The organism is Sphingomonas silueang, assembly GCF_040049155.1.
GTDB classification, from domain to species: Bacteria; Pseudomonadota; Alphaproteobacteria; order Sphingomonadales; family Sphingomonadaceae; genus Sphingomonas; species Sphingomonas silueang.
On sequence record NZ_JBDZDK010000037.1, the window covers coordinates 1 to 15,009 of the forward strand.

A 15,009-nucleotide genomic window follows, 5' to 3' on the forward strand; every position below is an offset into this window, starting at 1 on the left:
CAGAGCGCAACGTGCCGGACCGAGCGGGAAAGCTGGCTTTATCAGTGCTTCCCCAAAGGAGCAGGCCGCAGGAGGCGACAATCAGTGATGTCACTTCGTGACATTTACCGCTGAAAGCTACAGGATCGGCCGCCACGAATTTCCGCCGCCTTCCGCCTTTCACAATCCTCTTTCACCAATCATCCGAAAGGCAAGGGGTTTCTGGAGGATGGAACATGCCCGCACGCATTCCGATGACCGGGCGTCAGCGCGCCGCACTACTGGCGCTACCCGACACCGAGGCAATGGTGGTGCGACACCACAGCCTCGACGCCGGCGATCTGGACGCGATCGGCACCGCGCGGACACCGGCCACCCGGCTCGGCTATGCGCTGCAACTGTGCTGCCTGCGCTATCCCGGCCGCCATCTGCGCGCGGGCGAACTGCTGCCGGCGATCATGCTCGACCATATCGCCGAACAGATCGGCGTGGAGGCGGACGCCATCGCTGACTTCGCGAGGCGCACGCCCACCCGCTACGACCAACTCGCCACGATCAAGGCACGCTTCGGATTCCGTGATCTCAGCCGCCCGGTCCGAGCCGATCTGATGACCTGGCTCGGACAAACCGCAATGCCACTCACCGACGGATGCCATCTCCTCGACCGGCTGCTGGAGAAGATGCGCGCGGAGCGCATCGTCATTCCCGGTATCAGCGTCGTCGAGCGGATGGCGGCCGAGGCGATGCACCGCGCTGAAACCGATCTCATCACCGCAGTCGATCGCAGCCTCGATGCCGAAATGCGTCGTCGGCTAGACACGCTGGTCGACGGGAAAGTGCATGACCGACAGAGCCGCCTGTCCTGGCTGCGCGAACCGCAACCGCGGGTCGCCCCGGCATCGCTCGACACGATCGTCGACAAGGTGAGGCTGATCCGCTGGTCGGGCGTATCGGCGCATCCGGTCGATCCGGCCCACCAACCGCGTATCGCGCAATTCGCGCGTGAGGGGCTACGCTACACTGCGCAAGCCTTTCAGCAGATGCGACCCGCCCGTCGCAGGACCGTGCTGCTCGCCACCCTGCGCGAGATGGAGGCGACGCTCACCGACGCGGCGATCGCCATGTTCGGCCGGGCCCGCCTGCGGGCGCGCAAGCGGCTCGAGCAACGGGTCGCCGTGTCGAACCGGGAAGGGCGCGAACGCTTGCTCCGCGTCGCGGTCTTGCTCGAGACGGTAGCCAAAGCGGCACGCGCCGGCGAGGATGTGGGCGCGGCCGTCAACCGGATCACGACGCTCGACACGCTCGATGCCGATGCCGCGATCATCCGGCGCACCGCATCGTCGCACCGCGACGACGTATTGGGCGAGATCGCGCCGGAATACCGCGCCTTCAAGCGCAGCGGTCCGGCGTTCCTGCGTGCGTTCGACTTCCAGGGACGGGCGCATACGCAGAGCCTGCGGTCGGCGATGACGATCCTCGCCGACCTCGATGGCGACTGGCGCAGGTCGCTGCCGGACGACGTGCCGCTCGGTCATGTCGAGCGGCGCTGGCGGCGTCATGTCGGACACGCCGGTGCGATCGACCGCGCTTCCTGGGAAATGGCGACCTACGAGGCGCTCGCGGGTGCGTTGGCGTCGAGCGATATCTGGGTTCCGACCGCAAAGGTACATCGCGCGCTGCGCGCATTGCTGGCACCGGCACCAGGCGCTCCGCCCAGGCCGGCGATCCTGCCCGGTGATGTGCATGCCTTGCTCGATGAACGCGCGAACCGCCTCGACACGGCCCTCCTCGCGGTCGAGCAGAACCTTGGCCAGCGCGACGCCGTATTTTTCGAAGGCGACCGGCTGCGCTTCCCCCGGGAGCCATCGGACGATACCGATCGCGATGGCGGGCGCCGCTTCGCGCTTGCCTGACCGATGCCATCCATACCGAGCCGCTTGCAGCCTGGTTCGGACAGGGACGTCGCGCGTCGGCCGATGGGCAGGCATTTCCCCTGGGCGGTCCCGGCGAGGCGGGAGGAAGCGTCAACGCGCATTACGGGCGCGACCCGGTGGTGAGGATCTACACCACCATCACCGACCGCTACGCCCCGCTTCACCAAAGCGTGATGGCCGGCACCGCCGGCGAAGCGATCCATGCGCTCGACGGTATCCATGGCCATGCGGCAGGAGTCGATCCCGCCACGCTCCATGTCGATGGAGGCGGCGTGTCCGACATCGTATTCGCGGTCAGCCATCTGCTCGGGCTGGATTTCGAGCCGCGTATCCCGCGCCTGTCGGATCGCCGTCTCTACGCCTTCGAGCCGGCACGCCGCTACGGCAAGTTGGCGCCGCTGTTCGGCCGCCGGCTCGACCGCAGTCGCATCATTCCCCACTGGCCGGAGATCGCCGAGGTGATCGGCGCGATCCGGAACCGCACGGTCACGCCATCGCTGATCCTCGGCAGACTCTCCGCCCAGCGTCAGCAAGGCGGACTTGCCGCGGCCCTGCGCGAGATCGGGCGGATCGAACGCACCCTGTTCACCCTGCGCTGGTTCGAGGACGCCGACCTGCGGCGCACCGTCACCGCCGAACTCAACAAGGGCGAGGCACGCAACAGCCTCGCCCGCGCCGTCGCCTTCCATCGCCTCGGTCGCTTCCGCGACCGCGGCCTCGAGAACCAGCAGACCCGTGCCGCGGCCCTCAACCTCGTCACCGCCGCCATCATCCTGTTCAATTGCCGCTATCTCGGCCGCGTCGTCGAGGACATGCGGCATCGTGGCGTGCCGGTCGATCCGGCAATGCTGGCAAGCCTCTCGCCCCTGGGCTGGGATCGCATCAATCTCACCGGCGACTACGTCTGGGCCGAAAACCTCGAACTCGACGCCGATGGCTTCACGCCTCTGCTCGCCGAGCCGCTACCGTGAATCCGTGGCCCAATAATGTACAGGGGCCAGTTCGTGTTCTACCGCCTGGCTGCGGACACTCTCGCCAACACGCTCAACGCTTACGTGCAGGAGGTTTGCCCCGTATCGCGGCCATTGAAGGCGGAGAGCGCCAGCCTCGCACGCGGACGGACTGCCGCTGATGCGGCTATTGGCGAAAAGCGTGAGTAGACCGTTTGCTTTGCAAGCAGACGCCCCGGAGAGTGAGCAGGTTGTCAGATACCGTGAGCACGGTGCCGTGGCGGTTGTCAGTTAATCCGAGCAGAAGGCGCCGCTGTTTGCGAGCAGGAGCCGCTAGGTTGGCAAGCGCCTACACCTACCGCACAATGGTGGGCCCGGACGACCGTGCTGTCGATCATGTCGGCGCGACCATCGCGTTCCACCGCACCGGCCAGCGTCTCCAGCATGGCGTCGAACACGCCCATGGTCACCCAGCGACGGTAGCGGCGGAACACGCTGTTCCACTTGCCATATTCCTCCGGCAAGTGGCGCCACTGCGCACCCGTTCGCACGATCCACATCATGCCTTCGAAAAACGGCCGGTTGTCACCAGCAGGACGACAGCCCCGCCCCCGCTCCGCCGGTAACAATGGCCCGATCAGCGACCATTCCTCGTCCGACAAACCGATCCGCTCCCCCAAGTCTGCCTCCAAATGGCAGCCTTGAATCAGCGACAAGTGCCGCCGTCAAGCTTTGTCCACGTCGCCTAAGCCAGTCCGCCCGACCCAGTGTTGCAACACCAAATCCCGCGCTTTCTCCCCCGCCTCGCCCGCGCTCTTTTCGTGTCGCTTCTGACGCAGCAGCCGGATTGGACGCAGCCTTGGGAAAACAGTCATGGAAGCATGCCGTTCTGCGTCTGTCGGGTGTGTATATCGACACAGCCGAGGGCAAATTTCCCTGACGCATTTTGATGCGCCTCCGAGCATGTTGTACGCGACCAGTGCGCGGGCTGGCAAAAGGGCATATGTCGCCGCGATCCAAGTGATATGCGAAGCTCGAATCACGAGCGGATCGGACCTGGCTATCGATCAGCCGCTTGATCTACGCATTGGTGCCTGGGCGTCCTGCCCAAGCTGTTACCTCACCTGAATAGAGAGGTTGAGAGTTTGCGATGGCGCTGCCCAGGGCACGCCGCAGCTTCCGCCGGCCCGACAGTCAGTGGCCGTAACGTTTGATACCGCGCTGACGCAGCTTGCGGCGCTGGCGGCGGCGGAGCGTCACGAGGCACCACGGCGCGGCCAGCAACAGCACGCCACCCATGATGGTGTAGGCCAATGCTTCGCGGGTCAGTTCGATCATGTCGGGCATGTCGCAATCGGACGCGGATTTGTCACCCCTAAAAACCGTCGTTTTCGGGCACTTCACCGCAGCTACAATCCATTTTTCAAAAGCGGGCACTGCTCGACCGGCATTTTGCTTCCTTTGCGGCACGAGAAGATCGCGTCTCTTGTCAGAGGCCTAGCCACTCACATCTTCGACAGGTATACATATCGACATGTATACATTACTACCGTAGTCTGGTTGTGTCGCTGCGATCCCGCAGCCATCACTCCCCCACCGGGCTCTCACCGTATTTGCGCAGCACGTCGTTGAACGCCTCGGCCATCAGCGCCTGCAGGCTGCGGTCCTGCCGCCGGGCGAGCAGGTGCATCGCCAGCGACATTTCCGGCGTGAAGAAGCCCGCGATCTGCTTGCGGCCCGCGCGGCTCGGCGCGGCGGCGGGCTTCGCCGCGGGCGGCGGGGGCGCGACCGGATCGACGCTGCGCGCGCGCAGGTTGGCGAAGCTGGGTTTGCGGCTCATGCGGCGGCCTTTCGGAACCGTGGTGTCGGCATGTCGAGCTGTCGACATGTCCACTTGTAGAGGGCGCGGACCTCGTCCGCCGCCTTGCCGTCGCCCTCGCTCTCGATCACCGTGCGGCCCTCGGCGCTGGCATGGCGATAGGCGGCGCGGTCGGGCAGGATCACGGGGCACGGCGGCGTGCCGAAGCCGTCGACCAGCTCGCCCGCCTCCTGATAGATGCGCGGCGCATTGGGCGGCCCGGCGGTGAACACGACGAACGCCGGGCGGCGCAGCAGCTGCACCAGCCTGGCGCTGGTCTGGATCGCCGACAGGTCGAACGCGCTCGGGCGGCACGGGATCAGCACCAGATCGGCGACCTCGACCGCGGCGCGCGCCGCGCTGTCGGCATGCGGCGGGGTGTCGATCACGATCACCTCGGCGCCCTGGTCGCGCGCGGCGGCGACCTTGGCGGCAAGGCGGGGCGGGGGGCTGTCGATCACCTCGGGCGGCGCATCGCCGCGCCATGCCGCCCATTGGCTGGCGGTCGCCTGCGGATCGGTGTCGATGACGAGCGCGACCTTGCCTGCCGCCTGCGCTGCCGCCGCGAGATGCAGCGCGAGCGTGGTCTTGCCCGCACCGCCCTTCTGGCTGATGATCGCGATGGTCTTCATGTCGTCATCCATACATGTCGACATGCCGACAGTGCAAGACGCGATCGTGCCCGAGGAACGCGGTGCCGCAGCCGCCTGCTCTCGCCGGAGAGCATTGCCCCGGCATCGCCGGGGCTTCGCGCGTTTGGCGACGGGCGGTGCCGGTCGGGGAGGGGGCTTGCGTCGTCTTCAGCCGTCCGAAAGACTCCGACGGCCGGTCAGGCCGTCGTCCGCTTTCCCCTTATAGATAGACTCCGGAAGCGGTTCAGGACCGGAATGAGACTCGCATGCGGCACGATCGACCGCCGCGCCGAGGCGGGCGAGCATCGCGCCCAGCTCGCCGTCGGCGCTGATCCGCCCCAGCGCCTCGCAGTCGAGCGTCGCGCGCATCGCCGCCAGTTCGGCGGCCGCCGCCGCGCGATGCGCCGCCACGTCGTCGGGCAGGGGGGGCGTGGCGAAGCGGCGCGGCAGGAAGCGCAGCAGCGCGGCGGGGCACAGCGCGCGATAGAGGTTCGAGGTCTGGCGATAGCGCGCCTGCCCGTCGTCGCCGCGACAGAAACGCCGCTGGCGCCGGAGGAAGCCCGCCGCCTCGAGCAGGTTGAGCGCGCGCGCCACGGTCGCCCGGCCGAGCGCGGTCGCCCTCGCCAGATGGTCGTAGCTCGGGAACACCCGTCCGGCGTTCAGCCGGGCGAGGGTGCAGATCTCCTCGAACACCCGCACCGCACCGGCGGTCAGCGCCGCCATCGCGCGTTCGGGGGCGGTGAGCTCGCGCGGATCGGCGCGGACGTCGCGCCGCAGCCGCCGCCCGGCATCGAGCGCGGCGCGCGCCATCGCCAGCAGCCGGTCGGTCTCGCCCTTCCCCGGTACCGCGAAAAAGCGTGCCTCGATACTCCCCGCCGCGACGCTGCGCCGCCGCACCGGACAGCGCGGGGCGGCAGGCGCGAACGCCCGCGCCGCGACTGCCGACAATAGGATCGCCATCGTTCCCTAACCCCTTGTGCCGGGCCGGGACCAGAAAATGCAAAAAGGGGCGTGGCGCGAAACGCGCGTCCTTGATCCGTCAGACGATCGGGGGTATCTGGAAACCACTAGTGGATTAGTGGATGCGACGTTTGGCGACGTCGTTTCAGATACCCTGGGACGCCCGGCCTTCGTGCCGGGCTTTCCTTTATGTGGTCACGGCCGCTTCCTTTAGCCGCCGACCCCATTGTCGGCGTGCATGCGGCGGACTGTCGCAGATGATTTCCAACAACGAAAGTGTTCCCGGTTCGTGCTTTCGCGGATGAGACGCGAAAATCGTTCGTGCTATCGCGGATGGACCGGGGCGGATTCGTGCTTTCGCGGATGCGCAACGACCGCGGATTCGTGCTTTCGCGGATGAAGCGCGGGCAGGGACGGGGTCAGCCGTCCGCCGATTCGGCGGCGGGCCGCTCCGATTCGCCGGGCTGCTGCGCCGCGAGCGGATCGCCCTCCAGCTCGGGGAGGCGCGGCTCGATCCGCACCCGGCTGTAGCCCGGCGTGCGCGCGCCCTTGGCCGGGGCGGTCGCGCCGATCAGCACGAGGCGAAAATCGGGGATCGCGTCCGCCTCGACGATGGCTTTGAGCGCATGGCGGAAGTGCGGCAGCGAATTCTGGTAGCCGAGCTGGCGGCGCAGCTCGTCGAGCTCCATCTCGCACGGCCCCTCGCCGCACGACGAGCGGGCGATCTCGTACAGCCGCCGCTCGACCGGCCCGAGCTGGAAATAGCCGCTGGCATAGTCGAGGATCTGCCCGTCGTGCAGGATCGCGCGGTACAGCCAGTCGCACAACCGCACCCGGATGGCCTTCAGCCGCCGCGTGTCGCCACCCGCATCCTTGGACCGGGTGTAGTAGAGCTTGGCCTCGGACAGCCAGGAGAAATAGCCCTCCTCGCCCTCGCCGCCCGCCTCGATGTTGGTCTTGATCTGGGTGCCCTGCAACCGCTCCAACGCCTGCGACAACCGGCCGTAGGAGCGCGCCGAGGGATTGTTGCCGGTGACGCAGAACAGGTCGTGCGCGGTGAAGTGGAACTCCTGGTTCACCTCCTCGCCCGCCTCGAGCCGCGCGATCATCAGGCTGGCGATATAGAGCACGATCTCCTTGTCGTAGATCGTGGCCGCGCCCTTGGCGGTCGGCACGATCTCGATCGAGACGGTCCCGTTGTCGTAGGACAGCGGCCGCGTCCACTTGCCCTTGCTGAGCGCAAAGAAGGGAAAGGCCATCAGCGACCGCTCGCCGCGCACGTCGGCGAGGAGAGGACTGTCGAGCACGAACAGGTCGCGTTGCGGGCGGGGCGGGGTCATGCGCGAGGCACCGGCGCGGCATCATCCGCGAAAGCACGAATTGCGGCGGGGACGTCATCCGCGAAAGCACGAATCCGCAGGGGAAGCGGGCGGAAAAGCGGCGATCGGGGCGTTCCGGGCACCGTCAATTCGTGCTTTCGCGGATGACGTTGCACGGGGGCGGATTGCGGGAGGATCATGATCCATATGGGTAGCAGGTGACGCAAACTGCGCAAACCGCTGATGCTGAAGCGCTCAAAACGCTTCCTATCCATCGAACCGGACCATAGGGGTCGGCGACACCACGCCATCCTGACAGGAACCTCATGACCATCCAGCGTGTCCGCAAGGCAGTGTTTCCCGTCGCGGGTCTCGGCACCCGCTTCCTGCCCGCCACCAAGTCGATGCCCAAGGAGATGCTGACGGTCGTCGACAAGCCGTTGATCCAGTATGCGGTCGAGGAAGCGCTGGAGGCGGGGATCGAGCAGATCATCTTCGTCACCGGTCGCGGCAAGGGCGCGCTGGAGGATCATTTCGACGTCTCGTTCGAGCTGGAAGCGACGATGAAGGCGCGCGGCAAGTCGATGGCGATCCTCGACGGCATTCGCCAGAAGCCCGGCTCGCCGGTCTATGTCCGCCAGCAGGAGCCGCTGGGTCTTGGCCATGCGGTATGGTGCGCGCGCGAGATCGTCGGCAACGAGCCGTTCGCTGTGCTGCTGCCCGACGAGCTGATGGTCGGCGGGTTCCTCCGGCAGATGGTCGAGGCGTATGACAAGGTCGGCGGCAACGTCATCGGCGCGCTGGAAGTGCCCGACAGCGAGACCGACAAATACGGCATCATCTCGCCGGGCAAGGTGGACGGCAAGCTGACCGAAGTCACCGCGCTGGTCGAGAAGCCCAAGGGCAAGGCGCCGTCCAACCTGATGATTCCGGGCCGCTACATCCTCCAGCCCGAGGTGATGCAAATCCTCGACGCGCAGGAGCCGGGTGCTGGCGGCGAGATCCAGCTGACCGACGCGATGGCCAAGCTGATCGGCCGCCAACCGTTCCACGGCTTCACCTTCGACGGCAAGCGCTACGACTGCGGCGACAAGGCGGGCTGGGTCCAGGCGAACATCGCGCTGGCGCTGGCGCGCGCCGACATCGGCCCCGCCGTGCGCGCCTTCGCCGAAGAGGCGCTCGCGGCGAAGTAGGGCCCGCTCATCATCTGCAGCGAAGACCGGCAGCCGGAATCCTCGGGGCAGCGCCTGCGTACGGAAGCGAGAGACCAGCAAGTCGTGCCATGCCCCTTGTCCGCGAGGAGGGCCTGCGTGCGCCTTGTTCCTTCGATGCACGCGGGTGCCGCCTTCCCGTCGCCGACCGTCGGCATCCGGGCGCCGGGACCACCGACGACATCCTGATCCATCCACCGGTCAATCGCGAAAAATCATTGTTCCTCAAGATGCCGGTTGGGTGCGGACCCTAAAAGGCATTCCGATGCAGCAGCACGCCGAACGTCTGGAAAACGATGGTGACATCGCGCCATATCGACCAGGAGTCGAGATAATCCAGATCCGCCTGCAAGCGGTTGAGCAGGTCGTCATGGGTTTCGGTGTTCCCGCGGAACCCCTTCACCTGCGCAAGCCCGGTAAGACCCGGCTTGACGGCATGCCGGTTCCAATATTGCGACGTGACTTCCCAGTACAGCGCATCGCCCGCCAGGGCGCCGGTCGCATGGGGACGCGGCCCCACGACGCTCATCTCGCCGCGCAACACGTTGAGCAGCTGCGGCAGTTCGTCGATACTGGTCTTGCGGATGAAGCGGCCGATCCGCGTCACGCGGGAATCATTCCGGCTCGTCAGCTTGCTTGCCTTGTGGTCCAGCTGATCGGCGCGCATGCTGCGAAACTTGAACATCGGGAACATGCGATTTCCCTGTCCGATCCGCTGCTGCACGAACAGGATCGGACCGGGCGAGTCCAGCTTGATGCAGATCGCGATAATGGCGAACAGGGGCAGGAGCAGGATAGCGGCGGGCACGGCGATGGCGAGATCGAACAGCCGCTTGATAAGTCGGTCGACGGCGTTGAGCCGGCCCGAAGCGATCAGCGCCGTTGCCGTGCCGTGATAGCGGGTCGTGTGGATCGCGCCGATCTCGTCCAGTTCCGGTGCCAGTACCTCGACATTGACACCGGCCCCCTTCAGCGCGCGCGACCAGTCGCCGCGGCGCTCGGGCGGGCAGGAGACGATCACCCGATCGGCATCGCAGACCAGCATGCCCAGACGGTTGAGCATCACCGGATCGTCGATGCTGGGTTCGATCCCGAGACCGCGCAGGTCGACCTTGTACGCACCGCAGGTATCGGGCGGCAGGACACCGTCGATCAACACGACTTCACTCTCCGGACTGCCGTCCAGCAAGCCGAAGGCGTAGCGGGAAAAGAGAAAGCGGCTCACGACGAGCAGGACCGCTCCACAGGTGGTCCCGGTAATCGTCAGCATGCGCGACAGGTTGTCGGTCGATTTCAGCACGAAGGTGACGGCGATGACGATCAAGGCGGCAACGCACAGCGACAGGCAGGCGCGCCGGGTGCTGCGTGTCGCGCTGATGACGACGTTCAGCCGATACGCCTGCTGCCGCACCGCGACCAGGAAATAAAACGGTACCAAGAGCGGTAGAAACGAAAACATGGTTTCATGCCGGATATTTCCCAAATACAGCCACGCGAACATCGTCTGCCCGAAAAATATCGACATAAAATCAAGGGTAGTCAGCATCGCCAATATTTTCATACGGATGCCGTTCTTGGATTTTTTCACTCGATCACCCGCAGTCGCCGACTGATACGGGGCATTCGCACGGGCCAATGCAGGTATCGTCGTCATATATTCCGTTTCCGTAGCCGGTCCATCGGCTGTAGGACCGATATCGGTCACCCGTTAGACATTTTGCTATCGCTTGAAAATGGTCGCCATTCGTCCGGTACACCGGCGTGCACGGACGATGCACAAAGCCGGAGCGGCTTCCGCGCGGGAGCCGGGGTTGCCCTGTCCCATACCCGTCTTTATAGGCGCATCGCACGGGTATTCGGCGGTCAGGCCGCTCCCAATGAGGGTGGGATGGTTCGACACGACACGATTCCGTCGCCAGAACGCAGATTCTGGATACTATGCGCCTTCCTGCTTTTCATGTTTCTTACCGGCGGCAGTTCCTGGGCCAATGCGCCGACGCTGATCGTGCTGCGCCCGGTCAGCGTGTTGATGCTTGGCTATGCGCTGGCGACCATCCGCCGGGATGACCTGCGGCACGGCTATTGGCTGCTGATCCTGGCAGGGCTGATCGCCGCCCTCACGATCCTGCATCTGGTCCCGCTGCCCCCTGCCTTGTGGCAGGCGTTGCCGGGCCGGGCCATCGTTACCGAGCTCGACGCCGCGCTCGAGTTCGACGCGATGTGGCGTCCGCTCTCGCTGGCACCGGATGCGACGTGGAACGCGCTGTTCTTTCTCGCCGCCCCGATGGCGGTCCTCCTGCTGGCGCTCGGCCTCTCGCAACAGGACCGACTGCGGCTCGTCTACGTCATCGTTGCACTGGGTGCCCTGAGCGCGTTGTTCGGCCTGATCCAGGTGGTCGGGATCCCGATCTCCTTGTATCCGTCGCCTGCGCCCAACGCCGGGTTGTTCGCCAATCGCAACCATCAGGGCGCCTTGCTCGCGGCGATGCTGCCCATGTTGATGGTCTGCGCCCATGCCGGCAACCTGGTGCGGTTCGCCCCCAACCTGGCCAGGCTGGGAAGCGCGGCGCTCGCAGTCGTCCTGATCCCGCTGATCATCATCACCGGGTCGCGTGCCGGCATGCTGATCGCGGTGGTCGCCATCCTCAGCCTGCCCCTGCTCAGGATCGGCCTGTCGCAGCGGCAGCGCAGGCGTCGGCGCATGCTTCCGCTGATCCTTGGTGGCGTGCTGCTGGTCGCGCTGGTCGGCCTGGTCGTCGTGACGTCGCGTGATGTCGCCATCGCACGCATGGGTACGATCGGCGAGGATATCCGCTATCCGGTATGGGTGAGCGTGGTCGAGGCAACCCGCAACTACCTGCCATGGGGCTCCGGGATCGGCAGCTATGTTCCGGTCTATCAGATTCACGAACCGGCGGCGTTGCTGCGACCGACCTATTCCAACCATGCGCACAACGACTGGCTGGAAGTGGTGCTGGTCGCCGGCGTGCCCGGCATGCTGTTGCTACTGATGGCGACGGTGTTGTTCCTGTTCGCCGTACGACGACAATCAGCTGGTTCCGGACTAGAAGGCATCATCGCGCGCCTGGGACTGATTACGATATTTCTGTTCGCGCTGGCGAGCATGGCCGATTATCCGCTGCGGACGCCCATCGCCGCGTCGATCCTCGTGATCGCCGCCACATGGGCACTGCCGACACGAACGATGAGAGACAAAAGTGAGCAGTAACGGGATGAACGTCGGCAAGACGCGACCGGAACGGATGACCCAGAGCCTTGCACTGGCGCTGATGCTGGCACTGGGGGGGTGTGGCGGCAATCGCCCGCCGGTCGGCGGTGCCGCCGGGCTTTCGGTTGTTCCCGCAAGTGAATTTCCCTCGCCGACCGTCAACGATCTGGTTCCTGATCCCCGGCCCTATCGTATCGGTCCGCTCGATACGCTGGTCATCGACGTGTTCGGCAACGAGGATCTGAAGGCGCGCGAAATCCAGGTGGACGCCAGCGGGCGCATCTCGTTTCCGCTGATCGGAACGGTCGAGGTCGCGGGCAAGACCCCGCGCGAGGTCGAGACCGACATGACCGCACTGTTGCGTCGCCAATATCTCCGCGACCCGCGCGTCACCGTGAACCTCAAGGAAATCGTCAGCCAGAACTTCACCGTCGGCGGCGAAGTCACCGAACCCGGGGTCTATCCGGTCATCGGGGAAATGACGCTGCTGCGTGCCATCGCGCGCGCCAAGGGGCTGACGGAATTCTCGAAGCGGCGCGAGGTCATCATCTTCCGTACCGTCGGCCAGCGCAAATATGCCGCCTTGTACGATGTCGGCGCGATCGAACGCGGCGTATATCCCGACCCGCAGGTATTTTCGAACGACGTCGTGATGGTCGGCGATTCCAAATCGCGGCGCATCTTCCGCGACGTCCTGACGGCATCGCCGCTGGTCGCACCCGTCTTCCTGCTGCTGAACTAAGATTGATCCGATATCTATGAGCAACATGGTTTCCCCCGCCGCGCCGTTCATGGCCCCGGAACCGCTGCAGCCCCTGCAGCGCGAAGGCATGGAGCAGACGTCGCAGCCAATATTGCTGCAATATTGGAACACGGCACTGCGGTGGCGGTGGCTGATGGTCGGCATCATCGTCGCCTGTGTCGTGGCGGGGCTGGTGCTGACGCTCCTGACTTCGCCCAAATACACCGCGCGGACGCAGGTCGAGATCAGCCGTCAGCAGAAGCAGGTCACCAACGTCGAGGGCCTCGAAAGCGAAGAGGCCGGGCGGGACCAGGAATTCTATTCGACGCAATATGCCCTGCTCGCAACCCGTCCGCTGGCCGAGCGCGTCGCCAGCCAGCTCAATCTGGTGAACAGTCGCGAGTTCTTCGACGGCCACGGTCTCGACTGGGACTATCCCGACGAGCGCGACGGCAAGAACGCAGCCCAGATCCGCAAGGAACGTCAGAAGCTCGTTGTCGATACGCTGCTGAAGAACATCGATATTTCGCCGGTGCGCACATCGCGTCTCGTCGAAATCTACTATACGAGCCGTTCGCCCGATCTTTCGGCCAGGATATCCAACAAATGGGCAACCGCGTTCATCGAACTGAGCATGGACCGGCAGTTCGCTTCGACCGCGGATGCGCGACGCTTTCTGGAAAACCGGCTCGTATCGCTGCGGCAGCGGCTCGAGGAGTCGGAACGCCAGGCGGTGTTGTTCGCATCGCGGTCGGGCATCGTCACGATCGAGCAGCAACGCGACCGTGACGGACGCAGCGTCGGCAGCCGCACGCTGACCACCAGCAACCTAGAGGAATTGAGCACCGCGCTCAACCAGGCGATCGCGGCACGGATCGCCGCCCAGTCGCGGGCATCGAGCCAGGGAGAGAACAGCGGAGAGGCGCTCAACAACCTCACCCTGACGAACCTGCGCCAGCAGCGGGCGGTCGCCGCCGCCGAATATGCCAAGCTCCTGGTGAATTTCGAGCCGCAATATCCGGCGGCCCGCGCCATCGCCGGGCAGATCCGCACGATCGACAGTGCGATCGCACGCGAAACCGGGCGGATCTCTTCGGTTCGTCAGCGCGAATATCAGGAAGCAGTAAGCCGCGAGAACGAGCTTCGCCAGCAGGTAGCTGCCGTCCGCAGCGAACTGGACACGCAGAACCGTTCAAACATCCAATATGCGATCTACCAGCGCGAAGCCGACACCAATCGCCAGCTGTACGACGCACTGCTGCAGCGCTACAAGGAGATCGGCGTCGCCGGTTCGATCGGCGCGAACAACATCACGGTGGTCGAACCGGCCATCGTTCCCGAAAAGCCCTCGTCGCCCAAGCTGTTGCTGAATCTAGCGGTCGCGCTGGTACTGGGCATCGGTCTGGCGGCGGTCACCGCGATCGTCCTCGAACAGATCGACGAAGGGGTGCGCGACGTCACGCAGGTGGAACCGCTGTTCAAGCTGCCCCTGCTGGGCACGACGCCTGCGATCAAGGGCAATGCAATCACCGAGTTGCGGGACAGCAAGTCGCAGCTCTTCGACTCCTACTTCAGTATCCGGTCCAACCTCGCCTTTTCGACCAATCACGGCTTTCCGCGATCGCTGGCGATCGTCAGCACCGTGCCGGGCGAGGGCAAGTCGTCGACGTCCCTGTCGCTCGCGACCGTGCTCGGCCGTACCGGCAAGCGGGTATTGCTGGTCGACGCGGACATGCGTTCGCCCTCGATCCATCACATGGCGGGGGTCGAAAACGAGGCCGGGTTCAGCAATTACCTCGCAGGCGAGGATAATTGGCGCGGTCTGGTGCGCGATACCGACACCCGGAACGTCGCGATCATCGCCGCAGGACCGCTGCCGCCCAGCGCCGCGGAACTGCTCAGCGGCGATCGGCTGCGTTCCTTCGTGCAGGACGCGCTGACGCAATATGACCATGTCATCATCGACAGCCCCCCGGTGCTCGGGCTGACCGATGCTCCCCTGATCGCCAATGCGGTCGAAGGCATCGTCTACATCGTGCAATGGGCCGGACCCGCGACGCGCGGTATCCAGGCGTCGATCAAGCGGTTGCAACTCGTCAACGCCCATATCTTCGGCATCGTCCTGACCAAGGTGGAAACCAGCAGGGAAGGCTATGGCTATACCTATGGCGAGCGATACGGCGAGCAGGGCTGAT

Annotated in this window: 13 protein-coding genes; 6 read left to right on the forward strand and 7 right to left on the reverse strand. The window is 65.4% G+C overall.

The window, feature by feature from the left end; genetic code table 11:
- Nucleotides 1-215: 215 nt before the first annotated feature.
- Complete coding sequence (locus ABLE43_RS23215; protein ID WP_425475298.1) at nucleotides 216-1,892, forward strand: DUF4158 domain-containing protein; 1,677 nt, start codon at nucleotides 216-218, stop codon at nucleotides 1,890-1,892.
- A gap of 8 nt (nucleotides 1,893-1,900) precedes the next feature.
- The gene (locus ABLE43_RS23220; RefSeq protein ID WP_425475299.1) at nucleotides 1,901-2,884 is read left to right on the forward strand and encodes a Tn3 family transposase; all 984 of its coding nucleotides are present in this window, start codon (nucleotides 1,901-1,903) and stop codon (nucleotides 2,882-2,884) included.
- A 266-nt stretch (nucleotides 2,885-3,150) separates the two neighbouring features.
- Here the strand turns inward: ABLE43_RS23220 and ABLE43_RS20525 are convergent, their stop codons facing one another.
- From ABLE43_RS20525 to ABLE43_RS20550, 6 genes are all read right to left on the reverse strand, one after another.
- A complete protein-coding gene (locus ABLE43_RS20525) occupies nucleotides 3,151-3,543 on the reverse strand; it encodes an IS5 family transposase (protein ID WP_348979998.1) in 393 nt (130 codons plus the stop codon).
- A gap of 514 nt (nucleotides 3,544-4,057) precedes the next feature.
- Nucleotides 4,058-4,210: a hypothetical protein gene (locus ABLE43_RS20530; RefSeq protein WP_348979999.1), complete on the reverse strand. Its 153-nt coding sequence runs from the start codon at nucleotides 4,208-4,210 to the stop codon at nucleotides 4,058-4,060.
- A 238-nt stretch (nucleotides 4,211-4,448) separates the two neighbouring features.
- On the reverse strand, nucleotides 4,449-4,703 hold the full coding sequence (locus ABLE43_RS20535) for a ribbon-helix-helix domain-containing protein (protein ID WP_348980000.1): 255 nt from the start codon (nucleotides 4,701-4,703) through the stop codon (nucleotides 4,449-4,451).
- Nucleotides 4,700-5,353 carry a ParA family partition ATPase gene (gene parA / locus ABLE43_RS20540; protein ID WP_348980001.1) on the reverse strand — a complete coding sequence of 218 codons (654 nt, stop codon included), beginning with the start codon at nucleotides 5,351-5,353 and terminating at the stop codon, nucleotides 4,700-4,702. The genes ABLE43_RS20535 and parA overlap by 4 nt, the downstream gene beginning before the upstream one ends.
- A 168-nt stretch (nucleotides 5,354-5,521) precedes the next feature.
- Nucleotides 5,522-6,313 carry a helix-turn-helix domain-containing protein gene (locus ABLE43_RS20545; protein WP_348980002.1) on the reverse strand — a complete coding sequence of 264 codons (792 nt, stop codon included), beginning with the start codon at nucleotides 6,311-6,313 and terminating at the stop codon, nucleotides 5,522-5,524.
- Between the two features lie 419 nt (nucleotides 6,314-6,732).
- Nucleotides 6,733-7,653 (reverse strand): replication initiator protein A, encoded by a 921-nt coding sequence (locus ABLE43_RS20550; protein WP_348980003.1) that lies wholly within the window; start codon nucleotides 7,651-7,653, stop codon nucleotides 6,733-6,735.
- A 305-nt stretch (nucleotides 7,654-7,958) separates the two neighbouring features.
- Between ABLE43_RS20550 and galU the strand changes: the two genes are divergently transcribed.
- Entirely contained in the window at nucleotides 7,959-8,825 is an 867-nt protein-coding gene (gene galU, locus ABLE43_RS20555) for a UTP--glucose-1-phosphate uridylyltransferase GalU (RefSeq protein WP_285139424.1), read from the forward strand.
- Nucleotides 8,826-9,093: 268 nt separating this feature from the next.
- On the opposite strand, the gene ABLE43_RS20560 is transcribed toward galU, so the two are convergent.
- On the reverse strand, nucleotides 9,094-10,497 hold the full coding sequence (locus tag ABLE43_RS20560; RefSeq protein ID WP_348980004.1) for a sugar transferase: 1,404 nt from the start codon (nucleotides 10,495-10,497) through the stop codon (nucleotides 9,094-9,096).
- 234 nt (nucleotides 10,498-10,731) lie between these two features.
- Between ABLE43_RS20560 and ABLE43_RS20565 the strand changes: the two genes are divergently transcribed.
- The 3 genes from ABLE43_RS20565 to ABLE43_RS20575 are packed head-to-tail and all read left to right on the forward strand — an operon-like array spanning nucleotide 10,732 to nucleotide 15,008.
- Nucleotides 10,732-12,072 carry an O-antigen ligase family protein gene (locus ABLE43_RS20565; protein ID WP_348980005.1) on the forward strand — a complete coding sequence of 447 codons (1,341 nt, stop codon included), beginning with the start codon at nucleotides 10,732-10,734 and terminating at the stop codon, nucleotides 12,070-12,072.
- Entirely contained in the window at nucleotides 12,062-12,814 is a 753-nt protein-coding gene (locus ABLE43_RS20570) for a polysaccharide biosynthesis/export family protein (RefSeq protein ID WP_285139427.1), read from the forward strand. The genes ABLE43_RS20565 and ABLE43_RS20570 overlap by 11 nt, the downstream gene beginning before the upstream one ends.
- 16 nt (nucleotides 12,815-12,830) lie before the next feature.
- Nucleotides 12,831-15,008: a GumC family protein gene (locus tag ABLE43_RS20575; RefSeq protein ID WP_285139428.1), complete on the forward strand. Its 2,178-nt coding sequence runs from the start codon at nucleotides 12,831-12,833 to the stop codon at nucleotides 15,006-15,008.
- The last annotated feature ends 1 nt before the right edge of the window (nucleotide 15,009 follow it).